The sequence below is a fragment of the Streptomyces sp. NPDC048383 genome (assembly GCF_040651775.1).
Taxonomy (GTDB): Bacteria; Actinomycetota; Actinomycetes; order Streptomycetales; family Streptomycetaceae; genus Streptomyces.
This window is the reverse complement of sequence record NZ_JBEZKS010000084.1, coordinates 1-26,512: the sequence shown is the minus strand read 5'-3', so window position 1 is coordinate 26,512 and position 26,512 is coordinate 1. Positions and strand designations below refer to the sequence as shown.

At 72.3% G+C, this 26,512-nt stretch carries 25 protein-coding genes, 3 tRNA genes and 1 pseudogene; 10 read left to right on the top strand and 19 right to left on the bottom strand.

Annotated elements, in window-relative coordinates:
• Positions 1-692 precede the first annotated feature (692 nt).
• The 5 genes from AB0D46_RS35770 to AB0D46_RS35750 form a co-directional block, all read right to left on the bottom strand.
• Positions 693-1,121, bottom strand: a complete 429-nt coding sequence (locus AB0D46_RS35770; protein WP_362883884.1) for a MaoC family dehydratase — start codon at positions 1,119-1,121, stop codon at positions 693-695.
• Position 1,122: 1 nt separating this feature from the next.
• Positions 1,123-1,575, bottom strand: a complete 453-nt coding sequence (locus AB0D46_RS35765; protein WP_362883882.1) for a MaoC family dehydratase N-terminal domain-containing protein — start codon at positions 1,573-1,575, stop codon at positions 1,123-1,125.
• 185 nt (positions 1,576-1,760) lie between these two features.
• Positions 1,761-1,925 (bottom strand): 50S ribosomal protein L33, encoded by a 165-nt coding sequence (rpmG, locus tag AB0D46_RS35760; RefSeq protein ID WP_007265873.1) that lies wholly within the window; start codon positions 1,923-1,925, stop codon positions 1,761-1,763.
• Between the two features lie 88 nt (positions 1,926-2,013).
• Positions 2,014-2,086, bottom strand: a tRNA-Met gene (locus tag AB0D46_RS35755).
• Positions 2,087-2,134: 48 nt separating this feature from the next.
• Positions 2,135-2,207 (bottom strand) — tRNA-Thr (locus AB0D46_RS35750).
• A 395-nt stretch (positions 2,208-2,602) separates the two neighbouring features.
• Here AB0D46_RS35750 and AB0D46_RS35745 point away from each other — a divergent pair.
• Both AB0D46_RS35745 and AB0D46_RS35740 read left to right on the top strand, forming a co-directional pair.
• Positions 2,603-3,892 (top strand): amidohydrolase family protein, encoded by a 1,290-nt coding sequence (locus tag AB0D46_RS35745; RefSeq protein ID WP_362883880.1) that lies wholly within the window; start codon positions 2,603-2,605, stop codon positions 3,890-3,892.
• Positions 3,893-3,947: 55 nt separating this feature from the next.
• Positions 3,948-4,604: an SDR family oxidoreductase gene (locus AB0D46_RS35740; RefSeq protein WP_362883878.1), complete on the top strand. Its 657-nt coding sequence runs from the start codon at positions 3,948-3,950 to the stop codon at positions 4,602-4,604.
• A gap of 7 nt (positions 4,605-4,611) precedes the next feature.
• Here AB0D46_RS35740 and AB0D46_RS35735 read toward each other — a convergent pair whose 3' ends face one another.
• A complete protein-coding gene (locus tag AB0D46_RS35735; RefSeq protein ID WP_362883877.1) occupies positions 4,612-5,052 on the bottom strand; it encodes a DUF3574 domain-containing protein in 441 nt (146 codons plus the stop codon).
• Positions 5,053-5,156: 104 nt separating this feature from the next.
• Here AB0D46_RS35735 and AB0D46_RS35730 point away from each other — a divergent pair, with 104 nt between their 5' ends.
• Positions 5,157-5,663 (top strand): hypothetical protein, encoded by a 507-nt coding sequence (locus tag AB0D46_RS35730; protein ID WP_362883875.1) that lies wholly within the window; start codon positions 5,157-5,159, stop codon positions 5,661-5,663.
• 188 nt (positions 5,664-5,851) lie between these two features.
• On the opposite strand, the gene AB0D46_RS35725 is transcribed toward AB0D46_RS35730, so the two are convergent.
• Positions 5,852-5,933 (bottom strand) — tRNA-Tyr (locus AB0D46_RS35725).
• Positions 5,934-6,135: 202 nt separating this feature from the next.
• Here AB0D46_RS35725 and AB0D46_RS35720 point away from each other — a divergent pair.
• The 3 genes from AB0D46_RS35720 (at position 6,136) to AB0D46_RS35710 (ending at position 9,555) form a co-directional block, all read left to right on the top strand.
• Complete coding sequence (locus AB0D46_RS35720; RefSeq protein WP_362883873.1) at positions 6,136-6,624, top strand: YajQ family cyclic di-GMP-binding protein; 489 nt, start codon at positions 6,136-6,138, stop codon at positions 6,622-6,624.
• Between the two features lie 246 nt (positions 6,625-6,870).
• Positions 6,871-8,298 carry a SulP family inorganic anion transporter gene (locus tag AB0D46_RS35715; protein ID WP_362883871.1) on the top strand — a complete coding sequence of 476 codons (1,428 nt, stop codon included), beginning with the start codon at positions 6,871-6,873 and terminating at the stop codon, positions 8,296-8,298.
• An 18-nt stretch (positions 8,299-8,316) separates the two neighbouring features.
• Entirely contained in the window at positions 8,317-9,555 is a 1,239-nt protein-coding gene (locus AB0D46_RS35710) for an APC family permease (protein WP_362883869.1), read from the top strand.
• A gap of 394 nt (positions 9,556-9,949) precedes the next feature.
• Here the strand turns inward: AB0D46_RS35710 and AB0D46_RS35705 are convergent, their stop codons facing one another.
• The 12 genes from AB0D46_RS35705 to AB0D46_RS35650 form a co-directional block, all read right to left on the bottom strand.
• Positions 9,950-10,342, bottom strand: a complete 393-nt coding sequence (locus tag AB0D46_RS35705; protein WP_362883867.1) for a YccF domain-containing protein — start codon at positions 10,340-10,342, stop codon at positions 9,950-9,952.
• A complete protein-coding gene (gene htpX, locus AB0D46_RS35700) occupies positions 10,339-11,202 on the bottom strand; it encodes a zinc metalloprotease HtpX (protein WP_362883866.1) in 864 nt (287 codons plus the stop codon). Before htpX ends, AB0D46_RS35705 begins: the two co-directional genes overlap by 4 nt.
• A 205-nt stretch (positions 11,203-11,407) precedes the next feature.
• Positions 11,408-12,934 (bottom strand): NADH-quinone oxidoreductase subunit N, encoded by a 1,527-nt coding sequence (locus AB0D46_RS35695; RefSeq protein WP_362883890.1) that lies wholly within the window; start codon positions 12,932-12,934, stop codon positions 11,408-11,410.
• Between the two features lie 26 nt (positions 12,935-12,960).
• Positions 12,961-14,514, bottom strand: a complete 1,554-nt coding sequence (locus tag AB0D46_RS35690; protein WP_362883888.1) for an NADH-quinone oxidoreductase subunit M — start codon at positions 14,512-14,514, stop codon at positions 12,961-12,963.
• A gap of 38 nt (positions 14,515-14,552) precedes the next feature.
• A complete protein-coding gene (locus AB0D46_RS35685; RefSeq protein WP_362883864.1) occupies positions 14,553-16,601 on the bottom strand; it encodes an NADH-quinone oxidoreductase subunit L in 2,049 nt (682 codons plus the stop codon).
• Positions 16,598-16,957: an NADH-quinone oxidoreductase subunit NuoK gene (gene nuoK / locus AB0D46_RS35680; protein ID WP_362883862.1), complete on the bottom strand. Its 360-nt coding sequence runs from the start codon at positions 16,955-16,957 to the stop codon at positions 16,598-16,600. Before nuoK ends, AB0D46_RS35685 begins: the two co-directional genes overlap by 4 nt.
• The gene (locus AB0D46_RS35675) at positions 16,957-17,610 is read right to left on the bottom strand and encodes an NADH-quinone oxidoreductase subunit J (protein WP_362883860.1); all 654 of its coding nucleotides are present in this window, start codon (positions 17,608-17,610) and stop codon (positions 16,957-16,959) included. The genes nuoK and AB0D46_RS35675 overlap by 1 nt, the downstream gene beginning before the upstream one ends.
• Complete coding sequence (locus AB0D46_RS35670) at positions 17,607-18,200, bottom strand: NADH-quinone oxidoreductase subunit I (RefSeq protein ID WP_362883858.1); 594 nt, start codon at positions 18,198-18,200, stop codon at positions 17,607-17,609. Before AB0D46_RS35670 ends, AB0D46_RS35675 begins: the two co-directional genes overlap by 4 nt.
• Entirely contained in the window at positions 18,200-19,168 is a 969-nt protein-coding gene (locus AB0D46_RS35665) for a complex I subunit 1 family protein (protein ID WP_362883857.1), read from the bottom strand. The genes AB0D46_RS35670 and AB0D46_RS35665 overlap by 1 nt, the downstream gene beginning before the upstream one ends.
• Positions 19,165-20,787 (bottom strand): NADH-quinone oxidoreductase subunit C, encoded by a 1,623-nt coding sequence (locus AB0D46_RS35660; RefSeq protein ID WP_362883856.1) that lies wholly within the window; start codon positions 20,785-20,787, stop codon positions 19,165-19,167. The genes AB0D46_RS35665 and AB0D46_RS35660 overlap by 4 nt, the downstream gene beginning before the upstream one ends.
• 175 nt (positions 20,788-20,962) lie before the next feature.
• Positions 20,963-21,574 carry an NADH-quinone oxidoreductase subunit B family protein gene (locus AB0D46_RS35655; protein WP_362883855.1) on the bottom strand — a complete coding sequence of 204 codons (612 nt, stop codon included), beginning with the start codon at positions 21,572-21,574 and terminating at the stop codon, positions 20,963-20,965.
• Positions 21,565-21,990 carry an NADH-quinone oxidoreductase subunit A gene (locus AB0D46_RS35650; protein ID WP_362883854.1) on the bottom strand — a complete coding sequence of 142 codons (426 nt, stop codon included), beginning with the start codon at positions 21,988-21,990 and terminating at the stop codon, positions 21,565-21,567. Before AB0D46_RS35650 ends, AB0D46_RS35655 begins: the two co-directional genes overlap by 10 nt.
• A 156-nt stretch (positions 21,991-22,146) precedes the next feature.
• Between AB0D46_RS35650 and AB0D46_RS35645 the strand changes: the two genes are divergently transcribed.
• The 4 genes and pseudogenes from AB0D46_RS35645 to AB0D46_RS35630 all read left to right on the top strand — a co-directional run.
• Positions 22,147-23,304, top strand: a complete 1,158-nt coding sequence (locus AB0D46_RS35645) for a sensor domain-containing protein (RefSeq protein WP_362883853.1) — start codon at positions 22,147-22,149, stop codon at positions 23,302-23,304.
• A gap of 494 nt (positions 23,305-23,798) precedes the next feature.
• Complete coding sequence (locus AB0D46_RS35640) at positions 23,799-25,118, top strand: sensor domain-containing protein (RefSeq protein WP_362883852.1); 1,320 nt, start codon at positions 23,799-23,801, stop codon at positions 25,116-25,118.
• A 260-nt stretch (positions 25,119-25,378) separates the two neighbouring features.
• Entirely contained in the window at positions 25,379-26,038 is a 660-nt protein-coding gene (locus tag AB0D46_RS35635) for a response regulator transcription factor (protein WP_362883886.1), read from the top strand.
• A 256-nt stretch (positions 26,039-26,294) separates the two neighbouring features.
• Positions 26,295-26,512: pseudogene (locus AB0D46_RS35630) on the top strand (2-oxoglutarate ferredoxin oxidoreductase subunit alpha); the annotation flags it as partial.

The following is a 26,512-nucleotide window of genomic DNA, read 5'->3' as shown; positions in this document are numbered from 1 at the left end:
GGCTGGACATAAGCCGCACCAGCCCAGTCCATGGCCGAGGCCGTCTCAGCGACCGTCGACCGCCCGAGGCCGGACCCCAGACCACAGACCACAGAAATCAGATGGTGGGGACGGTGCGGACGGGCCGCAGGCGCTCGCCGCCAACGGATTCCACGGACGGTGTGGGCTGCTTATGTCCGGCCACAGACCGTCGACGGACGCTGAGCCGAGCGAAGAGACACGGCGGACCGGCGCGCGTCCCCGCCTACCCGCATTCCAGACTGCTCTGGTGGTTCTGATGGGCGGGTAGGGCTCTTGGCCGCGCCCGGGGCCCGGCCGCCGGTCCTTCGAGGTGCCCGTATGCCCCGCCTACCGGCCCCCGGTCCCTCGTCTCGTCACTGAGGGACCCGCTCCTGCTCATTCCTCCCCCGTGACCGTTCTTTTGGGGGGTTCCCGTCGGTCTTCGGCTTTTCGTGGTGGGTCGGTCGGTCAAGGGTGGCCGAAGGCCATCGCGAAGCGACGCGACGACGAAGGAGGAGCGCCCTTGAGGGACCGGCCCGCCACGAAGAGACGATGAGACCGGCGGGAAACCACCAAACCAGCTCTGATCCGGACCATCGGCACCCCGCACACCTCCCGCCCCCACCCCCGCCCAGCGGATTCAACCCCGCCCCGCCGCAGCCACCCCGCCCGCAGCCCCACCCCACCCCGCCTCAGGCGAGTTGGACCACCGCGCGGGACATGCCGAGGACCTTCTGGCCTGCGCTCATCGCCGTCAGGTCGACCCGTACGCGGTTGTCGTCCAGTTTGACGGCGACCTTCGCGGTGACCTCGATCAGCGCGCCCTTGTCGTCGTTCGGGACCACGACCGGCTTGGTGAAGCGGACTCCGTAGTCGACCACCGCGCCCGGGTCGCCGACCCAGTCGGTCACCACGCGGATCGCCTCGGCCATGGTGAACATGCCGTGGGCGATCACGTCCGGCAGTCCGACCTCCTTGGCGAACTCCTCGTTCCAGTGGATCGGGTTGAAGTCACCGGAGGCACCGGCGTAGCGCACGAGCGTGGCGCGCGACACCGGGAAGGAAGCCGCCGGCAGGACGGTGCCGACCTCGACGTCGGCGTACTGGATCTGTGCAGCCATCTCAGGCCTCCTCGGGGGCGCGGGAAACGAGCTTGGTCCAGGCCGTCACCACGTGCTCGCCGGATGCGTCGTGGACCTCACCGCGGATGTCGATGATGTCGTTGCCGGCCATCGACTTCACGGCCTCGATCGTGGAAGTAACCGAGAGCTGGTCGCCCGCACGGACGGGACGGACGTACGAGAACTTCTGGTCGCCGTGCACGACGCGGCTGTAGTCGAGACCCAGCTGGGGGTCCTCGACGACCTGGCCCGCCGCCTTGAACGTGATGGCAAACACAAAGGTCGGGGGGGCGATCACATCGGGGTGACCGAACGCCTTGGCAGCTTCCGGGTCGGTGTAGACGGGATTTTCGTCACCCACCGCAACCGCGAATTCGCGGATCTTCTCCCGGCCGACCTCGTACGGATCGGTGGGCGGGTAGGTCCGCCCGACGAAGGTCTGGTCGAGGGCCATGGCTCACTACCTCCTGTGGAAGGAACACGAAAGAACAGCAGACGAAGGGAGACGCGCACCGTCCCGTACCGGCCGGGCAGCCCCGAACCGCCCCGGATCCGATCCGTGCGGAAACGACACAAGGCCGCCCCCCAATGACGGGGACGACCTCGTGACGGTGCCTGTTATTCGAGACTTCGCCAGGATCAGCGGGTCTCGCGGTGCGCGGTGTGCGAGTTGCAACGCGGGCAGTGCTTCTTCATCTCCATGCGATCCGGGTTGTTACGCCGGTTCTTCTTGGTGATGTAGTTCCGCTCCTTGCACTCCACGCAGGCCAGCGTGATCTTCGGGCGGACGTCGGTGGCAGCCACGTGAGTGCTCCTTGACGGAATATGGGACGGATGAACGCATAAAAGAGTAGCCGATCGGGAGACCGACCCCGCAATCGGCTACTAGTTGTAGCGGCGACCGGACTTGAACCGGTGACACAGCGATTATGAGCCGCTTGCTCTACCGACTGAGCTACGCCGCTTTGATGTGATCCGCTCCCCACCCGAGGGTGGGGAACCTCACTCATCAGAGCCCCAATGCGGAATCGAACCGCAGACCTTCTCCTTACCATGGAGACGCTCTACCGACTGAGCTATTGGGGCGAGCGATGAAGACATTACACGGTTGCCCGCCGATCGCCCAAATCCTTTGCGGCGACTGGGCTCGGGGGTGGGCCGGTGAAGATTCTTGATCACCGCTTCAGCGCCTGTCCGACGGTTTTGCGAACCAAATGTGCGCGGGCTCACACCAACTCGCACCCGGCACGTCCGCCGTTGGCGCCGGCGCGGACGAGGTCACCACACGGCGCGGGCACACACCGGCATGGTGTCCACACCGGCATGGACACCACGCCGGCTCTGGCACCACACCGGTACGACTATTGCGCTCTTCCGCGAAGCGGGCAGTCGGGCGCCCTAGGCTCTGACCACGCTGCGTGATCTTGGGCCGCGGGCTGTGTCCACGGCGCAGGAACCGCCCGAGCCACCGCAGGAGCGCGATGTCCGACAGCCAGCCGCAGCAGCCCTCCCACTCCTCGCGGAACCCGGCCGAGGGCCCCTCCCGGGCTCCCGCCGGCGGGAGCGCCCCCGAGGGCACCGGGCTGCTCCTCGCCGGGGCGCGGCTCGCCGACGGTCGCACGGTCGACGTCCGCCTCGGCGGCGGTCGCATCCAGGCCGTCGGGACCGCGGGCAGCCTGACGGCCCCCGCCCTGTCCCGGGTCGACCTGAGCGGCTATCTGCTGCTCCCCGCCCCCGCCGAGCCCCACGCGCATGGGGACACCGCTCTGACCGCCGACGCCGAGGGGCCCGTCTCGTACGGAACCGACGAGGTGCAGCGCCGGGCCACCGAGGCGGCCCTGCTCCAGCTCGGGCACGGCGCGACCGCCGTCCGCTCCCACGTGCGGATCGGCGACGTGCACGGGCTCGGCCCGCTGGAGGCCGTCCTCCAGGCGCGGCGGTCCTTGCGGGGGCTGGCCGATCTGACGGCCGTGGCCGTGCCCCGGTTGCTGACCGGGGTCGCCGGGGCGGACGGGCTGGCTATGCTGCGCGACGCCGTCAAGATGGGCGCGGCCGTGATCGGCGGCTGCCCGGATCTGGATCCCGATCCGACGGGCTTCGTCGAAGCGGTCCTGGAGCTGGCCGCCGAGCACGGTTGCCCCGTCGATCTGCACACGGACGGCGACGACCCCGGCCGCCTCGCCCGGCTCGCGGCGATGGCCGGCGGGCTCCGACCCGGGGTGAGCATCGGCCCCTGCGGAGGCCTGTCGCGGCTGCCGCTGGACGTGGCTTCGCGGGCCGCCGACCAGCTCGCGGCGGCGGGCGTGCGCGTGACGTGCCTGCCCCAGGGGGACTGCGCGGCCCTGGAGCGGCGCGGCCTGCGGACCGCCCCCGTACGGCTGCTGCGGGCGGCCGGTGTGCGCGTCACGGCCGGGAGCGGGGCGCTGCGGGACGCCGGTAACCCGGTGGGGCGGGGAGATCCGCTGGAAGCCGCGTACCTGCTGGCCTCCCAGGGCGGGCTGCGGGCGCCGGAGGCCTACGAGACCGTGAGCAGTGCCGCCCGCGAGGCGATGGGGCTGCCCGAGGTGCGGGTGGAGGCCGGCTTCCCGGCGGAGCTGCTCGCCGTGCGCGGGGAGCGGATCGCGGGGGTGCTGTCGTTGGCGTACAGCCGGATCGTGATCCACCGGGGGCGCGTCGTAGCCCGTACGAGTGCCGTACGGGAGTACTGCGACTCGGCGGTCGCTGTGGCCCTGGACCTGCCCAGGCAGGGTCGCACGGAGTCCGGTCCCTGAGGCAGCCGGCGGGGGTTCGCGAGCGCCGTCGCCCGGCTGGACGTACGGTCGGGACATGCGCATCGTCATCGCGGGTGGACACGGTCGGATCGCGCTGCGGCTGGAGCGCCTGCTCGCCGCGCGCGGGTACGAGGTCGCGGGCATCATCCGCGATCCGGCGCAGGGCGACGACCTCAGGCGGGCGGGCGCGGAACCGGTGCTGTGCGATCTGGAGTCGGCGTCCGTCGAGCACGTGGCGGGGATCCTGCAGGGCGCGGACGTGGCGGTGTTCGCCGCCGGCGCCGGTCCGGGCAGCGGGGCGGAACGCAAGGACACCGTGGACCGGGGCGCGGCGACGCTGTTCGCCGACGCGGCCGAACGGGCGCGGGTGCGGCGCTTCCTGATGGTGTCTTCGATGGGCGCGGACGCGCGGCACGCCGGCGACGAGGTGTTCGACGTCTACCTGCGGGCGAAGGGCGAGGCCGACGCGTACGTACGGACCCGGCTGGGCTTGGAGTGGACGGTCCTGCGGCCCGGTTCGCTGACCGATGAGGCGGGGTCGGGCGAGGTCCGTCTGGAAGCGGACACGGGCCGCGGGTCCGTCCCGCGCGACGACGTCGCGGCGGTGCTGGCCGAGCTGGTGGAGACCCCGGCGACGGCGGGCCTGACCTTGGAACTGGTCGCGGGCTCGACGCCGGTGTCGGTGGCCGTCAAGAACATGGCGGGCAGCTGAGCGTGCGTCAGAAGTCGGCGTCCAGTTTGTCGTCGGAGCGACCGACCGAGTCCTGCTGGAACTGCTTCTCGTAGGCCTGCCGGATCCGTTCGACGCGGACCGTGCGCTCCTCGGCCTCCTTCTCGGGGTAGAGCAGGATGACCTCGTACGAGGTCTCCCGGACGGTGGTGCCGTCCGGTCCGCTCCACTGGCCGCGGCCGTCCTGGAGGGTGAGTCCTTCGGGGAAGGCCGGGGTGATGTCGTGGTCCAGGAACCGGAGGAACTCCGCCTCCCCCACGGGTTCCCGGCCGTCGGGGCGCTGCGTGCCGAAGTACAGCCGGGTTTCCCGGTACGGCTCTCCGACCTGGGTGTGCAGTGCGGCCCCGACCAGGGCGGGGATGCCGGCGCCGAGCAGGGCGAGCAGGACGCCGCCGCCGACCTTTCCGCGTGTGTCCTTTGTCCATGTCACGGCCGGTGAACGACCGGCCGTCCCCATCGGTGCGCGGGAGCGCCCGATAGGGTCACCCAAATGTCGGCCGCAGGGGGTGGTCGCGCGGGGTGCGGGGTCGGGGCATGGGCGACGGCGATTGGCAGGTCGGGGCGGCGGAGGGCGGCCGGTTGGCGGCCCGGTGGTGGAAGTGGGCCCTGTCGGCGCCGGAGGACCGGAGTCCGGTGAGCGATACGACGGGCGCGTACGCCGATTGGCGGCAGCCGGCGGACCTCTGGTTCCTCGCGGGGACGTTCGGCGGCAGGGTGGTGCGGCGCTGCACCGTTCCGGCGGGGTGCCGGCTGTTCTTCCCTGTCCTGAACACGCAGCGCCCGGTGGTCCCGTTGCTGACGAAGCCGTGGCGGATGGAGGTGACCCGGGCGTCGGCGGCGGTGAACAGCTGCCCGCTGACGGTGAGCGAGTTCGCCTCGGGAACGTTCCGGTTCATGGGGATACCGCGGGTCGCGTGGGGCCTGTGGTGCGCGCTCGAACCGCTGCCGGCGGGCCAGTTCATGCTGGAGATCGAAGCCTCGGCAACGAGCGGCTTCTGGGTGGACACGACCTACCACTTGACGGTCGCCACCCCCACCTGACCCTGACCCACCGAACAAGCACAGCCCCGCCGCGCCACACCCGAGACCATCCCTCCGAAGTTGGTTTTGCGCCTCGGGGCTGCTGGGGGTCCCCGTCCTCGGTCGGCGCACGGGCTCACGATTGCGTTCGAGAACGAAGAAACCCTCGTCCACTGCGTTTCCGCAGGTGGACGAGGGTTTCACTCGCGTGGCGACGCCAGGATTCGAACCTGGGTAGGCTAAGCCGACGGATTTACAGTCCGCTCCCATTGGCCACTCGGGCACATCGCCATGGGTTGTCGCCGGGATACTTCGCCTTGCGGCGTTGTTCTGCGGCAACGACGTAAACAATACCCGATGTGCGGGGGTGGTCCGCCACCGGATTGATCAGCCCTCCACGCGGGCACGGTGGCTAGGCTTTACGGAGCGGGCCGGGGATGTCCGGCCGCGCCCTTCGGGGCACATCACAGCCGACTTCAAGGAGCCACAGCACATGGCCGACTCCAGTTTCGACATCGTCTCGAAGGTCGAGCGGCAGGAGGTCGACAACGCCCTCAACCAGTCCGCGAAGGAGCTCTCGCAGCGCTACGACTTCAAGGGCACGGGCGCGTCGATCGCCTGGTCCGGCGAGAAGATCCTGATGGAGGCGAACTCCGAGGAGCGCGTCAAGGCCGTCCTCGACGTGTTCGAGACCAAGCTGGTCAAGCGCGGGATCTCGCTGAAGGCGCTGGACGCCGGTGAGCCGCAGCTGTCCGGCAAGGAGTACAAGATCTTCGCCACGATCGAGGAAGGCATCTCCCAGGAGAACGCCAAGAAGGTCGCGAAGATCATCCGTGACGAGGGCCCCAAGGGCGTCAAGGCCCAGGTCCAGGGCGAGGAGCTGCGCGTCAGCTCGAAGAGCCGTGACGACCTCCAGGCCATCCAGGCCCTGCTCAAGGGCAAGGACCTGGACTTCGCGATCCAATACGTGAACTACCGCTGACCGGCGGGCCCGGGTTCGGGCCCGTTCGTGCGGTGTTGAACGGCTCCGAGGGCGCGACGGGGGTGGTTCGTCGGGAGGTTTCGGCGGGCGCCCGTGTCGCGCCCTTCGTCGTCGGCGCTCGCAGGGTGTGTGCGGGGCGTGAGCGGCGCGTGCTCCTGCGCGGCCACCCTGTGATCACTAGGCACCGGCCGGTGCCGCCTCCACGCTGGGTGAATCGTCAATCACCTGATGGCAGGGGGGTTCCGCATGCCTGGGGCCGGCACGTTCCGCCAAGACCTCGCGGCGTCCGTGGTCGTCGCGCTGGTCGCGCTTCCGCTCTGTGTGGGGGTGGCCGTCGCCTCCGGGGTGCCGGCCGAACTGGGGATCGTCACCGGGGTGGTCGGCGGGCTGGTCACCGGCTGGTTCCGGGGCAGCTCGCTCCAGGTCAGCGGGCCGGCGGCCGGGCTCACCGTGCTGGTCTACGAGGCGGTGCGGGCGTACGGGTTGCCCGCGCTCGGGGTCCTGGTGCTGGCCGCCGGACTGTTGCAGTTGGGCATGGGGGTGCTGCGGCTCGGGCGGTGGTTCCGGGCGATCTCGGTCGCCGTCGTGTACGGGATGCTGGCCGGGATCGGGCTCGTGCTGATCGCCGGGCAGCTCTACGCCCTGGCCGGGGTGACCGCGCCGGGGCACACCCTGGCCAAGTTGGGCGGGCTGCCGGCGCTCGCGGCGCGGGCCGACTGGTCGGCGGTGGCGTTGGGCGCGGCGACCGTCGCGGTGTTGGTGGCGTGGCCGCGGGTGCCGGCCCGGCTGCGGATCGTGCCGGGGGCGCTCGTCGGGGTGGCGGCGGCGACGGCGGTGGCCGTGCTGCTGGGCCTGCCCGTGGAGAAGGTGCGGGTGACGGGGGTGCTGGAGGCGGTGGCGCCGCCCGGCTGGGGCGACTTCGGGGTGCTCGCCTCCGTCGGAGCCGTCGGAACCGTGATCGCGCTCTCGCTGATCGCTTCCGCCGAGACGCTGTTCAGCGCGGCCGCCGTCGACCGGATGCACGACGGGACGAGGACGCACTACGACAAGGAACTCATCGCCCAGGGCGTCGGCAACAGCGTCTGCGGGATGCTCGGTTCCCTGCCGATGACCGCCGTCATCGTCCGCAGCGCCGCCAACGTGGAGGCGGGCGCCCGGACCCGCGCCTCCCGGGTGATGCACGGGGTGTGGCTGCTGCTGTTCGCCGTCGCCTTCCCGCAGTTGCTGGAGATCGTCCCGCTCGCCGCGCTGGCCGGGGTGCTGCTGCACGCGGGTTGGAAGCTGTTGCCGGCCCGGGCCGTGGCCGGGCTGTGGCGCACGCACCGGGGGGAGGCGGTGGTCCTGCTGGTCACGGCCGCGGCGATCGTGGTCACGAACCTCTTCGAAGGAGTGCTGATCGGTCTCGGGCTCGCCATCGCCAAGGCGGCCTGGGAGACCTCACACGTACACATCGAGGAGGTCCGGGAGGGCGAGGAACTGTGCGTAAGGGTCCTGGGCAACGCCAGCTTCCTGAGGCTGCCCAAGTTGCTCGACGCCCTGGACGCGCTGCCGAACGGGAAGCAGGTGCGGCTCGACCTGAGCGGGCTGCGGCACCTGGACCACGCCTGCCTGACCGCCCTGGAGGGCTGGGAACGCAAGCGGGAGCCGCTTCCCGGTCGGGAGGGCGTCGTCTAGCCCGGCTACCCTCCGCCCGTGACCCAGGAATTGAAGCGCAGCCTCGGAGTGTTCGACGCGGTCGTCGTCGGACTGGGGGCGATGGTCGGCGCCGGCATCTTCGCCGCCCTCGCGCCGGCGGCGGGCGCGGCCGGCGGCCTGCTGTTGGCGGCCTTGGCGGTGGCGGCCGTCGTCGCGTACTGCAACGCGCACTCCTCGGCGCGGCTCGCCGCCCGCTACCCGGCTTCGGGCGGGACGTACGTGTACGGGCGCGAGCGTCTCGGGCCGTTCTGGGGCTACGTGGCGGGCTGGGGCTTCGTGGTCGGCAAGACGGCCTCCTGCGCGGCGATGGCGCTGACCGTCGGCGCCTACGCCTGGCCGGAGCACCAGCACGCGGTGGCGGTGGCGGCCGTGGTGGCGCTGACCGCCGCGAACTACGGCGGGGTGCAGAAGTCCGCCCGGATCGCCCGGCTGATCGTGGCGGCGGTACTGGTGGTGCTGGCCGGGGTCGTCGTGGCCTGTCTGGGCTCGGGCGCGGCCGAGGCGGGGCGCCTGTGGGGCGGGGACGGGGGCGGCGCCGCGGGGCTGCTCCAGGGCGCCGGTCTGCTGTTCTTCGCCTTCGCGGGCTACGCCCGGATCACCACCCTCGGCGAAGAGGTGCGCGATCCGCAGCGGACGATCCCGCGGGCGGTGCCGATCGCGTTGGGGATCGCCCTGTCGGTGTACGCCGCCGTGGCCGTGGCGGTCCTGTCGGTGCTCGGCGCCGACGTGTTGGCGGGGTCGGCCGCCCCGCTGGCGGACGCGGTGCGCGCGGCCGGTCTGCCCGAACTGGCTCCCGCCGTCCGGGTGGGTGCGGTGTTGGCCGCGCTGGGGTCCTTGCTGGCCCTGGTGCTCGGGGTGTCGCGCACCGCGCTGGCCATGGCGCGGGACGGTCATCTGCCGCGCGCGCTGGCCGCCGTACATCCTCGGCATCGCGTTCCGCACCATGCCGGGGTGGCGGTGGGCGCGGTGGTGGCGGTACTCGCGGCCACGGCCGATCTGCGGGGCGCGATCGGCTTCTCCTCGTTCGGAGTGTTGGCCTACTACGCGATCGCGAATGCCTCCGCGTGGACTCTCGGTTCAGCTGTCAAGGGGCGGGCCGTCGCCGCGGTCGGGCTGCTCGGCTGTGTGGTGCTGGCCTGTGCGCTGCCCCTCTCGTCGGTGATCACGGGGGCGGCGGTGCTGGCCGTGGGCGCGCTGGCCTACGGCGTGCGGAGTTGGCGCGGGTCCGGGCTCTGAACCCATGGCGCGGCGGGGCTCCGGGAGGCGCCCGGGAAGGCGATGTGCCGGGCGGGGAGGGGCTCCCGCGGGTGCGGGGCGACCGGTGGGCCCCCGGGGGTGCGGGGCCGCCCGGCGGGGCGGCGGCAGGACGGGGCCTGCGGGGCAGCCCCGCGTACGAGAGCCCGGCGGCCGGTGGCGGTGCGGGGAACCCGGCAGGGCCGGCCAAGGGCCCGGCCCGGGCCGTTTCCCCGGGGCCGGGCCGCGCGGGCGGGCGGGCGTGCCGCCCGTCCGCGCGGCTTCGTACCCCGTCGGTGGCTTGCTCCTGCAACTGCTCGGATTCGTTCATGCGTTCATGGTGACGCATGACGCCCACATCCGTCCGGGCCTGTGGACAACTCCGGGAAGACCGAGGTCAGCGGGGAGCGAAGGGGGCGTCCGTCGGGACGATCTCGCGGCCGAGCGGGAGCAGGGAGAGCGGGACCATCTTGAAGTTGGCGATGCCGAACGGGATGCCGATGATCGTGACGCACAGCGCGATGCCCGTGACGATGTGGCCCAGGGCCAGCCACCAGCCGGCCAGGACCAGCCACAGGACGTTGCCCACGAAGGAGGCGGCGCCGGCGTCATGGCGTTCGACGGCGGTGTAGCCGAACGGCCAGAGGGCGTACAGGGCGATGCGGAACGCCGCTACGCCGAAGGGAATGCCGATGATCGTGATGCAGAGGATCACGCCGGCCAGGCAGTAGCCCAGGAACAGCCAGATCCCGCTGAGCACGAGCCAAATGATGTTGAGGATGGTCTTCACTGACTACGGCCTGCCATCTGTTCGAGCCGGGCGATGCGCTCGGCCATCGGAGGGTGCGTCGAGAACATCTTGGACAGTCCTTCGCCCGGCCGAAAGGGGTTGGCGATCATCATGTGGCTCGCCGTCTCGATGCGCGGTTCGGCGGGCAGCGGGAGCTGCTTGGTGCCCGCGTCGAGCTTGCGCAGGGCGCTGGCCAGGGCGAGGGGGTCGCCGGTGAGCTGCGCGCCGGAGGCGTCGGCCTCGTATTCGCGCGAGCGGCTGATCGCGAGCTGGATCACGGACGCGGCCAACGGGCCGAGGATCATGATCAGCAGCATGCCGAGGAGCCCCGGGCCCTCGTCGTCGTTGGACCGGCCGATCGGTATCAGCCAGGCGAAGTTCACCAGGAACATGATCACGGAGGCCAGTGCTCCGGCGACCGAGGAGATCAGGATGTCGCGGTTGTAGACGTGGCTCAACTCGTGGCCGATGACCCCGCGCAGTTCGCGTTCGTCGAGGATGCGCAGGATGCCCTCGGTGCAGCAGACCGCGGCGTTGCGCGGGTTGCGGCCGGTCGCGAAGGCGTTGGGGGCTTCGGTCGGCGAGATGTAGAGCCGTGGCATGGGTTGGCGCGCGGACGTGGAGAGTTCGCGCACCATTCGGTACAGCTCGGGGACCTCGAACTCGCTCACGGGCCGGGCGCGCATCGCGCGTAGAGCCAGCTTGTCGCTGTTCCAGTACGCGTAGGCGTTCGTCCCGAGGGCGACGAGGACGGCGACGATGAGACCCGTCCGTCCGAAGAAGCTTCCGATGCCGATGATGAGTGCGGACAGCCCGCCGAGGAGTACGGCGGTCTTGAGCCCGTTGTGCCGGCGGTGCACGGTACGCCCTCCAAGTGGTGCGGCAGGGGGGACCCCGTCCAAGGTCTGAGGGTCTACGGTCCAGTGGACCCTCCCTTCCTGGTCAACGCCAGATGGAGCCGTACGGTTCCCAGGGCGCGGCGGGGCCGCCGCCCCGGCGGGCCCCGCCCGGAGGCACCGGCGGGCGTTGGGCCGTGCGGGTGAACCTGCTGCGACCTGCGACGGCCTACTGCGGGAAGAGGCTGCCCGAGGCGAACCGGAGGACGAGCTGGGGGGCGCCGGAGAGCACCAGGGCGGTGGCCGCGGTGAGCACGATCGCGGCGGTGACGGGCCAGGGCACCTTTGCCGCGGCGGGCCGCCCGGGAGCGGTCCCTTCCTCGGGGGTGCGGAAGAGCAGCGCCGTCCAGCGCAGGTAGTAGTACAGGGCGACGACGACGTTGGCGGCCATGACCACGGCGAGCCAGCCGAGCCCGGCGTCGACGGCGGACCGGAAGACGGTGACCTTCGCGAAGAGGCCGATGATGCCCGGCGGCAGCCCCGCGAGGCAGAGCAGGAAGAAGGCCAGCGCGAGGGCGGCGAACGGGCGCTCGGCCCAGAGGCCGCGGTAGTCCGCGATCCGGTGCAGGGGCTTGGTCCGGGCGACGAGCGCGGCCACGGCGAAGGCTCCGAGGTTCACGGCCCCGTACATGAGGGCGTAGGCGACGGTGGAGCCGATCTGGTCGCGTTCGGAGTACGCGGCCGCCGCGATCGGGACCAGCAGGTAGCCGGCCTGGCCCACGGAGGACCAGGCGAGGAGCCGTACGGCGCTGTGGGGGCGGTCCACGGACTGGCGCAGGGCGGCGGCGTTGCCGAGGGTCATGGTCAGCGCGGCGAGGACGGCCAGGGCGGGGCCCCAGATGTCGGAGTACGCGGGGAAGGCGATGACCGTGACGAGGATCAGGCCGGTGAAGCCGACGGCCTTGCCGATCACCGAGAGGTAGCCGGCGATGGGCAGCGGGGCGCCGACGTAGGTGTCGGGGACCCAGAAGTGGAAGGGGACGGCCGCGGTCTTGAAGGCGAAGCCGACGAGGGTGAGCGCGACGCCCGCCATGGCGAGGGTGTCGAACTGGGCGGGGACGTCTTCGAGGCGGTCCGCGACCCGGTCGAGGTGCAGGGAGCCGGTCGCGGCGTAGACGAAGGCGACGCCGAGGAGGGAGACGGCGGTGGCGGTGACCGAGGACAGGAAGAACTTGAGGGCGGCCTCGGAGGACAGCCGGTCGCCGCGGCGCATGCCGACGAGGGCGAAGGCGGGCAGCGAGGCCACTTCGAGGGCGACGATCAGGGTCGCGAGGTCGCGGGCGGCGGGCAGCAGGGCGGCGCCGGCGGCGGAGGAGAGCAGCAGGAACCAGTACTCGCCGGCGGGCATGCGGGTCTCGCGGACGGCGGTGACCGACATGAGGGCGGTGACGAGCGCGCCGGCGAGGACCAGGAACTGCACGACGAGCGCGAAGTGGTCGGCGGTGTAGCTGCAGGCGGTCGGGGCGCCGGTGAGGCAGAAGGTGGTGCGGTCGCCGGCGCGCAGGGGCAGCAGGGAGGCGGCCGCGGCGGCGAGGCCGGCGACGGAGATCCAGCCGAGCAGCGGCTTGCGGCCCTCGGGCAGGAACAGGTCGGCGACCAGGACGAGCAGGGCGACGGCGGCGGGGACCACGACGGGGGTGATCGCGAGCCAGTCGACGCTCTGGACGAGGCTGGGGGTTTCGGCGGCGAGGACCATCGGGGCCGTCGTGGCCGTCATGGCCGTCATGAGTTGCCTCCTGCGAGGAGCTTCTGGACGGCCGGGTCGGTGAGGCCGAGGAGGACCGCGGGCCACAGGCCCGCGAGGACGGTGAGGGCGACGAGCGGGGTCCAGGCGGCGAACTCGTAGCGCTGGACGTCGGCGACGGTGAGCCCGGGGTCGGCCTTCGGGTCGCCCATGCAGACGCGCCGTACGACGATCAGCAGGTAGGCGGCGGTGAGCAGGGTGCCGAACGCGCCGACGGCCGTGTAGGTGAGGAACGCCGGTCGGGAGAGGCCCTCGGCGGGGTCGAACGCCCCGAACAGGGCCAGCATCTCGCCCCAGAAGCCGGCGAGGCCGGGCAGGCCGAGGGAGGCGACGGCGGCGAAGGCGAGCAGCGCGCCGAGGCGGGGCGCGCGGCCGTAGAGGGCGGCGCCGGTGGCGCCGGCGAGGGTGTCGAGGTCGGCGGTGCCGTAGCGGTCCTTGAGGGCGCCGACCAGGAAGAAGAGGAGGCCGGTGATCAGGCCGTGGGCGATGTTCGCGAACAGGGCGCCGTTGACTCCGGTCGGGGTCATGGAGGCGATGCCGAGGAGGACGAAGCCCATGTGGCCGACGGAGGAGTAGGCGATGAGCCGCTTGAGGTCGCCCTTGTTGCCCTTGCGGGCCAGCGCGAGGCAGGCGAGGGATCCGTAGACGATGCCGACGACGGCGAAGGCGCCGAGGTACGGGGCGAAGGTGTGCATGCCGTCGGGGGTGACGGGGAGCAGGATGCGGACGAACCCGTAGGTGCCCATCTTCAGCATGACGCCCGCGAGGAGGACGGAGCCGACGGTGGGAGCGGCGGTGTGGGCGTCGGGCAGCCAGCTGTGGAGCGGCCACATGGGGGTCTTGACGGCGAGGCCGATGCCGATGGCGAGGACGGCCAGGAGCTGGGTGGTGTGCGTCAGTTCGCGGCCGTTGTCAGAGGCGAGTGCCACCATGTCGAAGGTGCCGCTGTTCAGCCCGATCAGCAGGAGACCGAGCAGCATGACGACGGATCCGAGGAGGGTGTACAGGATGAACTTCCAGGCGGCGGCCTGCCGCTGAGCACCGCCCCAGCGGGCGATGAGGAAGTACATCGGGATGAGGACCATCTCGAAGGCGAGGAAGAAGAGCAGCAGGTCGAGGACGGCGAAGGTGGCGAGCGTCCCCGATTCGAGGACGAGGAGCAGCGCGACGAAGGCCTTCGGGGAGGGGCCCTCGGGGAGCTTGTAGTAGCTGTACACCGCGCAGAGGAAGAACAGCAGCGCGGTCATCAGGAGGAGGGGGAGCGAGATGCCGTCGATGCCGAGGTGGATCCGGATGTTCAGCGCCTGGATCCAGCTGATGTCCGTCGTCGCCTGGAAGCGGGACGGGGCGTCGTGGTCGAAGCCCGCGGTGAGGGCGATCGCCGCGGCGAGGATGACACCGGTGACGGTCACGCCGTGGCGCAGGACGGCCTGTTCCGGGCTCCTGCCCTTGAGTCCGGGCGGGGCCGGCAGCAGGGCGGCGACGGCCCCGAGGAGCGGTGCGGCCACGATGAACGCCAGAAGGAACTGCATCACGGACGGGCTGATATCAATCACGGCTGACTCACGGCTCACGATCCGGCGTTGACGTTGGCGAGGACGGCGGTGGCGATCGCCAGGACCACGGCGCCGGCGAGCAGGGCGCTCAGGTAGGTCTGTACGTTGCCGGTCTGGGCGCGGCGTACGAGGCCGCCGAGCAGCCGGGTGCCGGTGCCCGCGCCGCGGACGTACGTGTCCACGACCTCGCGGTCGAGGAAGCGGACCAGGCTCGCGGCGCCGCGGACGGGGCGGACGAACAGGCGGTCGTAGACGGCGTCGAGGTGGAATCCGTCGGCGGCGTGGCGGTGCAGGGGGCCGAGGAGGGCGCGTCCGGGGTCGGGGGCGGGTCCCGCCGGGACGGCGGGGTGCTCGTGGGTGACCTCCGCGACCTCGGGGGTCTCGGCGGCGGACTCGGCGGCGGCGGTGGCCGCGGAGACGGTGGCGGTGACGGCGGGGGTGTCCGTCGCGGCCGCCGCGGCGGCGGGGCCGACGGGAGCGGGGGCCGTCGCGAGGCGGGCCGTGGCGCGCTGCCAGAGGCCGTAGGTGAGGAGTACGCCGATGAGGGCGGCGCCCGTGCCGATGACCGAGGTGGTCACGGTCGGGGTGAGCTGTTGGCCGTCGAACCAGTCGCCGAGGGGACCGGCGGCGAGGCCGAAACCGAGCGTGGGGACGGCCAGCAGCCACAGCACGCCGGTCATGGCGACGGGTTCCTTGCCGTGGTCGGGGGCGGCGGCGCCCCGGCCGCGGAACGCCATCAGCCACAGCCGGGTGGCGTAGGCGGCGGTGAGCAGGGCGGTGAGGACGCCGGCGACCAGGACGAGCCAGCCGGCTGAGGAGGGTGCGGAGTCGGAGTGCCCGAGGGCGGTCTGCTCGGCGGCGACGAGAACGGCTTCCTTGGAGAAGAAGCCGGCGAAGGGTGGGATCGCGGCGAGCGCGAGCAGGGCGAGCGTCATCGTCCAGAACGCGTCGGGGACGCGCCGGGTGAGGCCGTCCATGCGGGACATCGCGGCGAGGGAGTTGGTGCCCGCCGCGTGGATGATCACGCCGGCGCCGAGGAAGAGGAGCGCCTTGAAGGCGCCGTGGGACAGGAGGTGGAAGACGGCGGCGCCGCGGTCTCCGACGGCGAGGGCTCCGGTCATGTAGCCGAGTTGGCCGATGGTGGAGTAGGCGAGGACCCGCTTGATGTCGTCCTGGGCGAGGGCGGCGAGGGCCGAGCCGATCATGGTGATGGCCGCCATGACGGCCATCACGACGAGTGCGGCGCGGGACGCCGCGAAGACGGGCAGCAGGCGGGCGATGAAGTAGACGCCGGCGGCGACCATCGTCGCGGCGTGGATCAGCGCGGAGACCGGGGTGGGGCCGGCCATGGCGTCGGGCAGCCAGGTGTGCAGCGGGAACTGCGCGGACTTGCCGGCGACTCCGGCGAGGAGGAGCAGCGCGATCAGGGTCGGGTGGTCGAGTCCACCCGCGGCGACGGTGTCCAGGATCTTGGTGATCCGGAAGGAGCCGGCGTCCGTGGCGAGCGCGAACAGGCCGATCAGGAAGGGGACGTCGCCGAGCTTGGTGACGAGGAACGCCTTGAGGGAGGCGGAGCGCGCGGCTTCGGTCTCCCAGTAGTGGCCGACGAGGAAGTACGAGCAGATGCCCATGACCTCCCAGCCGACCAGCAGCACCATCAGGTCGCCGGAGTAGACGACGAGCAGCATCGCGGAGGTGAACAGGGAGACGAGCGCGGCGTAGGACGGGTAGCGCGGGTCGTCACGGAGGTAGGCCGTCGAGTACAGCTGCACGCAGGTGGCGACGACGCCCACGAGGACGGCGACGAGCACGGCGAAGCCGTCGATGTGCAGGGACAGCTCGATCGGCACGGAGCCGGTCGGGGTGAGTTCGGTGGCCGTGTCGATGGCGCCGTCGCCGCCTTGGCGGACGGCGACGAGGACGGCCAGTACGGCGGCGGCCAGGGTCGGCAGCACGGCCAGCGGCCGGACGAACCCGGGTGCGGCGCGGCCGAGGAGGAGGCCCGCCACGGCGCCCAGGAACGGCAGGAGGGGAACGAGGACCGCGAGGGTCGTGGTGCTCACGCGGCGACCTCCGGCCGGGCGGTGGTGTCGTCGGACCGGGCGGGTTCGTGGCCTTCGGCGGTGTCCCGGAGCCGGTCGACGTCCGAGGTGCCGCGGTTGCGGTACACCATGAGCACGATCGCGAGGCCGATGCCGATCTCGGCGGCGGCGATGGCGATCGTGAAGAGGGTGAGGGCCTGGCCCGCGTGCAGGGCGTCGCGCAGCCAGACGTCGAAGGCCACCAGGTTGAGGTTGACGGCGTTGAGCATGAGCTCGACGGACATCAGGACCAGGATGGCGTTGCGTCGGGCGAGGACTCCGTAGAGGCCGATGGCGAAGAGGAGGGACGCCAGTACGGCGGGGTAGACGAGGTGCATCAGCTCTGCCCCTTCCGGTCGCCGGTGGCGTCGGCGGCCGCCGCGGCGGCGGAGGCGGCCGCGTTCGCGGCGTCCTCCGCGTCCTCGGCGGGGGTGTTCCTGCGGGAGAGCACGATGGCACCGATCAGGGCTGCGAGGAGGAGCACCGAGAGCGCCTCGAAGGGCAGCACCCAGTGCTGGAAGAGGATCTCGCCGGTCACCGCGGTGGAGCCCTGGGCGGGTCCGTCGAGGTCGATCCAGGTCGTGCGGAAGGCGTCGACGACCACCCAGACGAGTGCGGCGCCCGCGGTGACGGCGACGCCGAGCGCGACCCAGCGGTTGGCGGAGTCGGCGTCCGGGGAGCGGCCGATGGGGGCCTTGGTGAGCATCAGCCCGAAGAGGAGGAGGACGACCACGGAGCCGAGGTAGATCAGGACCTGGACCCAGGCGATGAACTCGGCGGTCAGCAGCAGGTACTCGACGGCGACGCCGCCGAGCGCGACGACCAGCCAGAGGGCGGCGTGCACGAGCTGCTTGGTGGTGACCGTGATGACGGCCGCGCCGAGGGTGGCGAGGCCGACGAGGAGGAAGGCGATCTCGACGCCGGTCGGCGAGAGGAAGCCGGGGCCGGTCGTCGTGGCGGCGGCGGCGGCCAGGGTGGCGGCGGGGCTCACGCGTCTGCCTCCGGGGTGGTCGGGGGTTCGTCGCCGGTGGCGGTTGCCGCTGCGGCGGCCGCGGCCGCGGCGGCTTCGGACTTCTCCACGGCCTTGCGGGCGGCGGCGATCTCCTTGGGCTCCTCGGCGGCCGGGTCGAGGGCGGGCGGCGCCGGCACCGTCCACATCCACTCGCGGAGCTTGTCCCGCTCGTGGACGAGGTCCTGGATGTCGGTCTCCGCGTACTCGAACTCCGGCGACCAGAACAGGGCGTCGAAGGGGCACACCTCGATGCAGATGCCGCAGTACATGCAGAGCGAGAAGTCGATGGCGAACCGGTCGAGGACGTTGCGACTGCGCTCGCGACCACCGGGGGCGGCGGCCGGGACCGTCTCCTTGTGGGAGTCGATGTAGATGCACCAGTCGGGGCACTCGCGGGCGCACAGCATGCAGACCGTGCAGTTCTCCTCGAACAGGCCGATGACCCCGCGGCTGCGGGGCGGGAGCTCGGGCTGTGCCTCGGGGTACTGGGCGGTGTGCGCGCGCTTGGTCATCGTGCGCAGGGTGACGGCCAGGCCCTTGGCGAGGCCGGATCCGGGAACCGGGGACATTACTGGATCGCCACCTTCACGATGCCGGTGAGCGCGATCTGGGCGAGCGCGAGGGGGATGAGCACGGTCCAGGCGAGCTTCTGGAGCTGGTCCTCGCGCAGGCGGGGGTAGCTCACGCGCAGCCAGATCACGACGAAGGCGAGGACGGCGACCTTGAGGAGGGTCCAGACCCAGCCGAGGTCGTCACCGCCGAAGGGGCCGTGCCAGCCGCCGAGGAAGAGGACGGTGGTGAGGGCGCAGAGCACGACGATGCCGGCGTACTCGGCGAGCAGGAACAGTGCGAAGCGCAGGCCGGTGTACTCGGTGTACGCGCCGAAGATGATCTCGGAGTCGGCGACGGGCATGTCGAAGGGGGGCCGTTGGAGTTCGGCGAGGCCGGCGATGAAGAAGACGAGCGCGCCGGTGATCTGCCAGGGCAGCCACCACCACTCGAAGGCCTCGACGATGCCGGGCAGGGACACGGTCCCGGCGGCCATCGCGACGGAGGCGGCGGCGAGCAGCATGGGCAGCTCGTACGCGAGCAGTTGCGCGGCGGTGCGGAGGCCTCCGAGGAGGGAGAACTTGTTGGCGGAGGCCCAGCCGGCCATGAGCGAGCCGAGCACTCCGACGCCCATGACGGCGAGCGCGAAGAAGAGGCCCGCGTCGATGACCTGCCCGACGGCGCCCTCGCCCGGGCCCACCGGGATGGCGAGGAGGACGAGCAGGTACGGGAGCAGCGCGACGGCGGGGGCGAGCTGGAAGATCCGTCGGTCGGCGTTGGCCGGGACGATGTCCTCCTTCTGCGCGAACTTCACGCCGTCGGCGACGAGCTGGGCCCAGCCGTGGAAGCCGCCGGCGTACATGGGGCCGAGGCGGCCCTGCATGTGGGCCATCACCTTGTGCTCGGCCTGCCCGACGACGAGCGGGAGCACGAGGAAGACGGCGAAGACGACGATCAGTCGCAGGGCGACGTCGAGGACGTCGTTCACGCGTCGCCTCCGGTGGTGTCGTGGTCGGGATTGCCGTTGCCCTGGCCGGGCTTCGGTTGGGGAGCGGGTCGGGGCCGGGACGCGGGGTCGGGCCGGGGCTCGGACTCCGCCCGGGACGCGGGGTCGGTCCGGGGCTCGGACTCCGGCCGGGGGGCGGGATCGGGCTCGGTCTGCGACTTGGGGCCGGGCCCGGCTACGGGCTCCGGCTCGCCCTCGGGCACGGCTGCGGGCTCCGGCTTGGGGTCGGCCTCCGGCCGTGACCCAGCATCGCCCTCGGGCGCGGCTGCGGGCTCCGGCTTGGGGTCGGGCCCGGCTGCGGGCGAAGACCGGGGCGCGGGCGACGGTTCGGGGGCCGGCGCGGGGTCGGATTCGGCAGTGGCGGGTGCTGCCGGGTCTTCGAAGGCGGGCTTCGGGTTGTGCCAGGGCGCGTCCGCGCTGCGCGGGGCCGGGCGGCGGGCGGGCTCCGTCTCCGGCGGGGTGGCCTGACCGGTGGACCCGTCGGCGGCGGAACGGGTACGCCGGGGCGGGCGGGTGGGGGCCACGGAGCCCGGAGCCGACTCGGCCTCGGGTGCCGAGCCCGCCGAACCGTCGGGCGCGGAGCCGGCCTGGGCGTCGGGCTCCGGGGACGGCGCGGGCTTCGCCGCCGACTGGCTTGCCGAGCCGTCCGACACCGAGCGGGTGCGGCGGGCCGGGCGGGGCGGGGTCTCCGACTCCGGGGACGGTGCGGCCGCCTCCGCCGCCGACTGGCTTGCCGAGCCGTCCGACACCGGGCGGGCGCGGCGGGGCGGGGCGTCCGACGGCTCCGGCGACGGTGTGGTCTCCGGCGCGCCCTGGCTCGCCGAGCCGTCCGACACCGAGCGGGTGCGGCGGGGCGGGCGGATCGGGGCGTCCGATTCCGGGGACGGCAGGGTTGCCGAGGCCTCGGCGGGGGCCGCGCCCTCCGCGCCCGGGCGGGGGCGCCGGGTCGGGGCGCCCTCGCGCGGGGTGCGGGTCGGGGCGCCGGCTCGGGGGGTGCGGGCGGGGCGGGCGGGGGCCGGGGGGAGTTGGCCCTTGAGGGGGCCCCAGTCGTTCGGGTCGGGGACGCCCGGCGGGAGCATCTGGCGGCGCTTCGGGGCGTCGGGGTCGTGGCCCTCGCCCGGCTCCTTGGCGCCGGGCCACGCCTTGGCAACGCGCGCGGCGAGGACGAAGTCCTTGCGCAGCGGGTGCCCCTCGAAGTTCTCCGGAAGCAGCAGCGGCACCAGGTGGGGGTGGTCGGTGAAGGTCACCCCGAACATCTCGAAGGTCTCCCGCTCGTGCCATTCGGCGCCGGCGTAGACGGCGACGGCGGAGGGCAGCGAGGGGGCGCCGTGCGGGACGGTGGTGCGCAGCAGCAGGCGGCGTACGCGGTGGTTCTCCAGGCAGACGAGGTGCGCGCAGATCCGGAAGCCGGTGCCGGGTTCGTCGACGGCGCTCAGCCAGTCGAAGTAGGTGCAGCCCAGCTTGTCGCGGGCGATTTCGAGCGCGGGGATCCAGGAACCGACGGGGACGTCGACGGTGAGGACCTCGTACGCGTACGAGGCGACGGCCTCGGCGCCGAAGACGGCCGGGGCGGCGTCGGGCAGGGAGTCGTAGAGGTTCACGCGCCGGCTCCCGGAGTCGCGGGCGAGGCCGTGACCAGGCCGCCGTCACAAAGGTTCACGCGCCCGCTCACCGGGGTCGCGGGCGGGGCCATCGCCGGGCCACCGGCGCAAAGGCGTACGCGCCCGCTCGTCCGAATCGCGGACGGGGCCGTCGCCGGGACGCTGTCGTAGAGGTTCACGCACCGGCTCCCGGGGTCGCGGGCGGGGGCGTGACCAGGCCGCTGGTGAGTTGGGCGACGGAGGGGCCCGCCGCATAGCGTTCCGCGAGGGACTCTCTGGCGATCTTCTCCTGGAGCTTCAGGATGCCCTGGAGGAGTGCTTCGGGGCGCGGCGGGCAGCCGGGTACGTACACGTCGACGGGGATGATCTGGTCGACGCCCTTGGTCACGGAGTACGAGTCCCAGTACGGGCCGCCGCAGTTGGAGCAGGCGCCGAAGGAGATGACGTACTTCGGCTCCGGCATCTGCTCGTAGAGCCGCTTGACGGCCGGGGCCATCTTGTCCGTCACCGTGCCCGAGACGATCATCAGGTCGGCCTGGCGCGGGCCGGGCGCGAAGGGGATCACGCCGAGGCGGATGAAGTCGTGCCGGGCCATGGACGCGGCGATGAACTCGATGGCGCAGCAGGCGAGGCCGAAGTTGAAGACCCACAGGCTGTAGCGGCGTCCCCAGTTGAGGACGACCTTCATCGGTTCCGGGGCGAGACGGGAGAGGACTCCCAGGCGCTTGGGTTCCGGGAGCAGCTGGGGCTCGGCGGGGCTCGCGGCCGCGGCCGGTGTCACGTCCATTCGAGGACGCCCTTCTTGTACGCGTAGAGCAGGCCGACGGCCAGGAACCCCAGGAAGATGAACATCTCGACGAGGGTCGTGGCGCCGTAGCCGGCGGCGGCGAACACCGTCGCCCAGGGGAACAGGAAGATGGAGTCGACGGCGAAGATGACGTAGAGGAACGCGTAGACGTAGTAGCGGACCTGGGTGTGCGCCCAGCCCTCGCCGACGGGGTCCACGCCGCACTCGTACGTCAGCAGCTTCTCGGGGGTGGGGACGACGGGCCGCAGCAGTCGGCCGGCGCCGAAGGCCACGGCGACGAACAGCACGCCGAGGACGGCGAGCAGCCCGACGACCGAATAGCTTCGGAAATAGTCCGCGGCGAGCACGCTCGCGATCGCGTTCGCGGGCACGGTCGCCACCGTGGGGTCGGGCACGTCCGTTCCTCGCTTCTGGGCCACTGTCGACGGTGTTGTTGATCTGGTACGGACGGGAGTCTAGGGCCTGGGCCCGGCGGGGTGGGGTTATCCCCCGTTCACCATCGCCTGGTCACCCCATGGCAGCGGCGCCCCCGAATTGGCAGGCTGTGGCCCATGACAGTGAACGATCAAGCCTCCCCTCCTCCGGTGCGCCCGGCCTTCGACGCGGTGACGTGGAAGGAGATCGCGTACCTGCTGAGCAACCTGCCGGTGGCGCTGATCGGTTTCGTTTACACGGTTGTCATGATTTCGACGGCGGGTGGCCTGTCGGTGACCGCGATCGGTCTGCCGTTGCTCGCATGCGTGCTCTACGGGTCACGGCAGCTCGGCAAACTCGATCGCGCGCGGGCACGGGCGCTGCTGGGCGTACGGGTGGACGAGCCGACTCCGCTTCCCGGTCCGAAGCGGTCGGGCGGGTTCTTCCCGTGGCTGTGGGCGGCCGTCAAGGACCCGGTGGCCTGGCGGACGGTGCTGTACGAGCTGGTCAGGCTGCCGTGGGGGGTGCTCACCTTCACCGTCGCGCTGACCGGGCTGTTCGTGCTGTGGCCGGTGCTGCCGTACGTGGTGCGCGGCCTGGCGAACGTGGACCGCGCGATGGTACGGGGCCTGCTGTCGCCCTCCGACGAGTTGGAGCGGCGCATCGCGGCGCTGGAGTCGGGCCGCGGGGTGGTCGTGGACACGGCGGCGGCGGACCTGCGGCGCATCGAACGGGACCTGCACGACGGGGCGCAGGCGCGGCTGGTGGCGCTGGCGATGGGGCTGGGTCTGGCGAAGGAGAAGCTGCTGGAGGACCCGGAGGGGGCGGCGGCGATGGTCGACGAGGCGCACGGCGAGGTGAAGCTGGCGTTGCAGGAGCTGCGCGATCTGGCGCGGGGCATCCACCCGGCGGTGTTGACGGACCGGGGGTTGGACGCGGCGCTGTCGTCGGTGGCGTCGCGGTGCGTGGTGCCGGTGAAGGTGGCGGTGGACCTGCCGGGGCGCCCGGCGGAGGCGATCGAGGGAATCGCGTACTTCGTGGTGTCGGAGCTGCTCCAGAACGTGAGCAAGCACGCGGGGGCGCGGGGGGCGAGCGTCGAGGTGTGGCGGTCGCGGGAGCGGCTGCTGATCCGGGTGTCCGACGACGGTCGGGGCGGCGCGCGGCTGTCGGGCGGCACCGGCATGGCCGGCCTCGCGGAGCGGCTGGGGGCGGTGGACGGGGTCTTCGTCCTGGACTCCCCCGAGGGCGAGGGCACGGTCGTGACGGCGGAACTGCCGTGGCGCGACCGCACGTAGGCCCTACCGGGCCCTGACCAGGACCCCCGCCGGCGGACACCGCCCGGGAACCCTGCCCACCGGGACCCCCCCCCCGCCCGGCGGACACCGCCCGGGAACCCTGCCCACCAGAACCTCTGCCCACCAGGACCCCCGCCCAGCGGGCACCGCCCGGCGCGACCGTACCCAGGCCCCACCAGGCACCGACCGGGACCCCTGCCCACGCGGGCGGGGGTCCCGTCCGCGTGCGGGGTCGGCCGGGCCGCCCCGGCCGACCCCGCACGCCGCGTACACGCCCCGCCCCGTCCGGGGTCGTCGCGGCGGCGGTCGGGGTGGCGGTCGGGGTGGCGGTCGGGGTGGCGGTCGGGGTGGGGATAACCCCCCTGCGCGGACGCCGACCCGCCGCATGGTCCGGGGCGGGGCCGCGGCGGCACTGTGGAGGTGTACCCGGACACGGGGGCATCGGGACACCGGGACATCCGGGCACCGGGGATGACGCGAAGGGCGGGTCGGACATGGGCGACGGCAAGGACGGCGGGCGGGGGGTCGTCGAGGTGTTGCGGGCGCCGCTGGCGGCGCGGACCTGGCGGGAGTTGACGTACCTGCTCCTCGGTCTGCCGCTGAGCACCCTGTACTTCTCGCTGGCCGTCACCGGGGTGAGCCTCGGCGCCGGGTTGCTGGTGACCTTCGTCGGCGTTCCGGTGCTGGCGGGCGTGCTGGCGATGTGCCGGGGCTTCGGTCAGGTGGAGCGGGCCCGGGTGCGGGGTCTGCTGCGGGTGCCGCTCGCCGATCCGGCTCCGATCCGGGCGGCCAAGAGCGGACTGCTGCCGGCCGTGGGGGCGCTGCTCAAGAGCGGCAGCGCCTGGCGGCACCTGCTGTACTCGGTGATCCACTTCCCGTGGGCGGTGTTCGCGTTCGTCCTGTCGCTCACGCTGTGGGCGGCCGGGTGGGGCTACCTGCTGTACCCGCTGTGGTTCTGGGTGTTCCCCGCGTTCACCGACCAGCCGGGCCTCCAGCTGTTCCAGAACGACGACTACTCCTTCTACCTCGACTCGCCGCTCGCCATCGCCGCGACCAGCCTGATCGGGTTGACCGTCACCCTGGCCACGCCCTGGGTCATCCGCGCGCTGGCCACCGTCGACCGGGTGCTCATCACGGGGCTGCTGGGCCCCTCCCGCCTGGACAGCCGGGTCACCGAGCTGGAGTCGGACCGCGGCGTCGTCGTGGACACCGCCGCCGCCGACCTGCGGCGCATCGAACGCGATCTGCACGACGGCGCCCAGGCCCGGCTGGTGGCGCTGGCCATGGACCTGGGGCTGGCGAAGGAGAAGCTGGCCGAGGACCCGCGGGCCGCCGCCCGCATGGTCGACGAGGCGCACGGCGAGGTGAAGGTGGCCCTCCAGGAGCTTCGCGACCTCGCCCGCGGCATCCACCCGGCCGTCCTGACCGACCGCGGACTGGACGCGGCGCTGTCCTCGGTGGCCTCGCGGTGCACCGTCCCGGTGCGGGTGGCGGTGGACCTGCCGGCCCGCCCGGCGGCCGCCATCGAGGGGATCGCGTACTTCACCGTCTCCGAGCTGCTGCAGAACGTCAGCAAGCACGCCCGGGCCCGTTCGGCCTCCGTCGACGTCTGGAAGTCCGGTGAGCGCCTGCTGATCCAGGTCGCGGACGACGGCCGGGGCGGGGCGGACGTGGGCGTCGGCGTCGGCGTCGGGAGCGGGAGCGGGCTCGCGGGGCTGACCGAGCGGCTGGACGCCGTGGACGGCGTGCTCGTCGTCGACTCGGCCGCCGGCCACGGGACGACGGTGACCGCCGAACTCCCCTGGCGGCCCTGACCCACGGCCGCGCGGCACTCCGCACCGCACCACCACCCCAACGCCCCACCACCGCCCCACCGCTCGGGCCCCGGCGCGCCACACCGCCGGGGCCCCTTCCGTGCCCGGAAACTCCCTCCGTACGCATACGGGTTGGCCGGACCGGGCCGTTCCGCGCCACCGGGCTGGGATGCTTGGCCATGCCGGGCACGCCCGGTGACGGATGTGGGTGTGCGGACGACGAGTGACGATGCGGGAGCTGCTGAAACGTGGACGACAGGGTGCGGGTGGTCATCGCCGAGGATTCAGTGCTGCTCCGTGAGGGCCTGACCCGGCTGCTGACCGACCGGGGGCATGACGTCGTGGCAGGCGTCGGGGACGCGGAAGCCCTGATCAAGACGGTGGCGGAGCTGGCGGCGGAGAACGCGCTGCCGGACGTGGTGGTGGCCGACGTACGGATGCCGCCGACGCACACCGACGAGGGGGTGCGGGCCGCCGTGCGGCTGCGCCGCGAGTACCCGGGGATCGGGGTGCTGGTGCTGTCGCAGTACGTGGAGGAGCAGTACGCCACCGAACTGCTGGCCGGTTCCACCACCGGTGTGGGGTACCTGCTCAAGGACCGGGTGGCCGAGGTACGGGAGTTCTTGGACGCGGTGGTGCGGGTGGCGCGGGGCGGTACGGCGCTGGACCCCGAGGTCGTCGCCCAGCTGCTGGGGCGCAGCCGGAAGCAGGACGTACTGGCGGGGCTGACCCCCCGCGAGCGCGAGGTACTGGGGCTGATGGCGGAAGGGCGCACGAATTCGGCCGTGGCGAAACAGCTGGTGGTGAGCGACGGGGCGGTGGAGAAGCACGTCAGCAATATCTTCATGAAGCTGGGGCTGTCCCCGAGTGACGGGGATCACCGGCGCGTTCTGGCGGTTCTCACCTATCTGAAATCTTGATCGACTGACACTCTGTCAGATGAAGTGCCACAGGAAGTCGGAAGCACGCGAAGCAGTGGCGGTGACGGCGGGTCGCGCGGTTCGACCCCCGACATCGCCCCTGGGGGGTTAGGAATATCCGTGTAGCGCACGACGTCCGCTGGACACACGGTCCAGCGCGATGTTCCACGATGTGGGAAACCCAGGGTTGGACATCCCCGCGGACGTAGGGTTGGCCTTGGGAACGAACGCCCAGCCTCGAAGGAGGTCCAGTTCAGTGACCAGCCAGGTCAGTAGCCCGGCCGAGCAGGCCGACGGGGCCGGAGGAGCCATCGCGGGGCAGCGCGCAGCGCCCCGTACGGATGGATCCGGCAAGGAAATCCGCCGCGTCGATCGTGTGATCATCCGTTTCGCGGGTGATTCGGGTGACGGTATGCAGCTGACGGGTGACCGTTTCACTTCGGAGACGGCGTCCTTCGGCAACGACCTTTCGAC

What these genes read in the sequence shown, in the direction of transcription:
- AB0D46_RS35770 (WP_362883884.1), bottom strand. Translation starts at nt 1,121, where the DNA reads ATGGCTGCACAGATCCAGTACGCCGACGTCGAGGTCGGCACCGTCCTG.
- AB0D46_RS35765 (WP_362883882.1), bottom strand. Translation starts at nt 1,575, where the DNA reads ATGGCCCTCGACCAGACCTTCGTCGGGCGGACCTACCCGCCCACCGAT.
- AB0D46_RS35745 (WP_362883880.1), top strand. Translation starts at nt 2,603, where the DNA reads ATGTCCGACAGCCAGCCGCAGCAGCCCTCCCACTCCTCGCGGAACCCG.
- AB0D46_RS35740 (WP_362883878.1), top strand. Translation starts at nt 3,948, where the DNA reads ATGCGCATCGTCATCGCGGGTGGACACGGTCGGATCGCGCTGCGGCTG.
- AB0D46_RS35730 (WP_362883875.1), top strand. Translation starts at nt 5,157, where the DNA reads ATGGGCGACGGCGATTGGCAGGTCGGGGCGGCGGAGGGCGGCCGGTTG.
- AB0D46_RS35720 (WP_362883873.1), top strand. Translation starts at nt 6,136, where the DNA reads ATGGCCGACTCCAGTTTCGACATCGTCTCGAAGGTCGAGCGGCAGGAG.
- AB0D46_RS35715 (WP_362883871.1), top strand. Translation starts at nt 6,871, where the DNA reads ATGCCTGGGGCCGGCACGTTCCGCCAAGACCTCGCGGCGTCCGTGGTC.
- AB0D46_RS35695 (WP_362883890.1), bottom strand. Translation starts at nt 12,934, where the DNA reads ATGGTCCTCGCCGCCGAAACCCCCAGCCTCGTCCAGAGCGTCGACTGG.
- AB0D46_RS35690 (WP_362883888.1), bottom strand. Translation starts at nt 14,514, where the DNA reads ATGCAGTTCCTTCTGGCGTTCATCGTGGCCGCACCGCTCCTCGGGGCC.
- nuoK (WP_362883862.1), bottom strand. Translation starts at nt 16,957, where the DNA reads ATGCACCTCGTCTACCCCGCCGTACTGGCGTCCCTCCTCTTCGCCATC.
- AB0D46_RS35670 (WP_362883858.1), bottom strand. Translation starts at nt 18,200, where the DNA reads ATGTCCCCGGTTCCCGGATCCGGCCTCGCCAAGGGCCTGGCCGTCACC.
- AB0D46_RS35655 (WP_362883855.1), bottom strand. Translation starts at nt 21,574, where the DNA reads ATGGACGTGACACCGGCCGCGGCCGCGAGCCCCGCCGAGCCCCAGCTG.
- AB0D46_RS35645 (WP_362883853.1), top strand. Translation starts at nt 22,147, where the DNA reads ATGACAGTGAACGATCAAGCCTCCCCTCCTCCGGTGCGCCCGGCCTTC.
- AB0D46_RS35640 (WP_362883852.1), top strand. Translation starts at nt 23,799, where the DNA reads ATGGGCGACGGCAAGGACGGCGGGCGGGGGGTCGTCGAGGTGTTGCGG.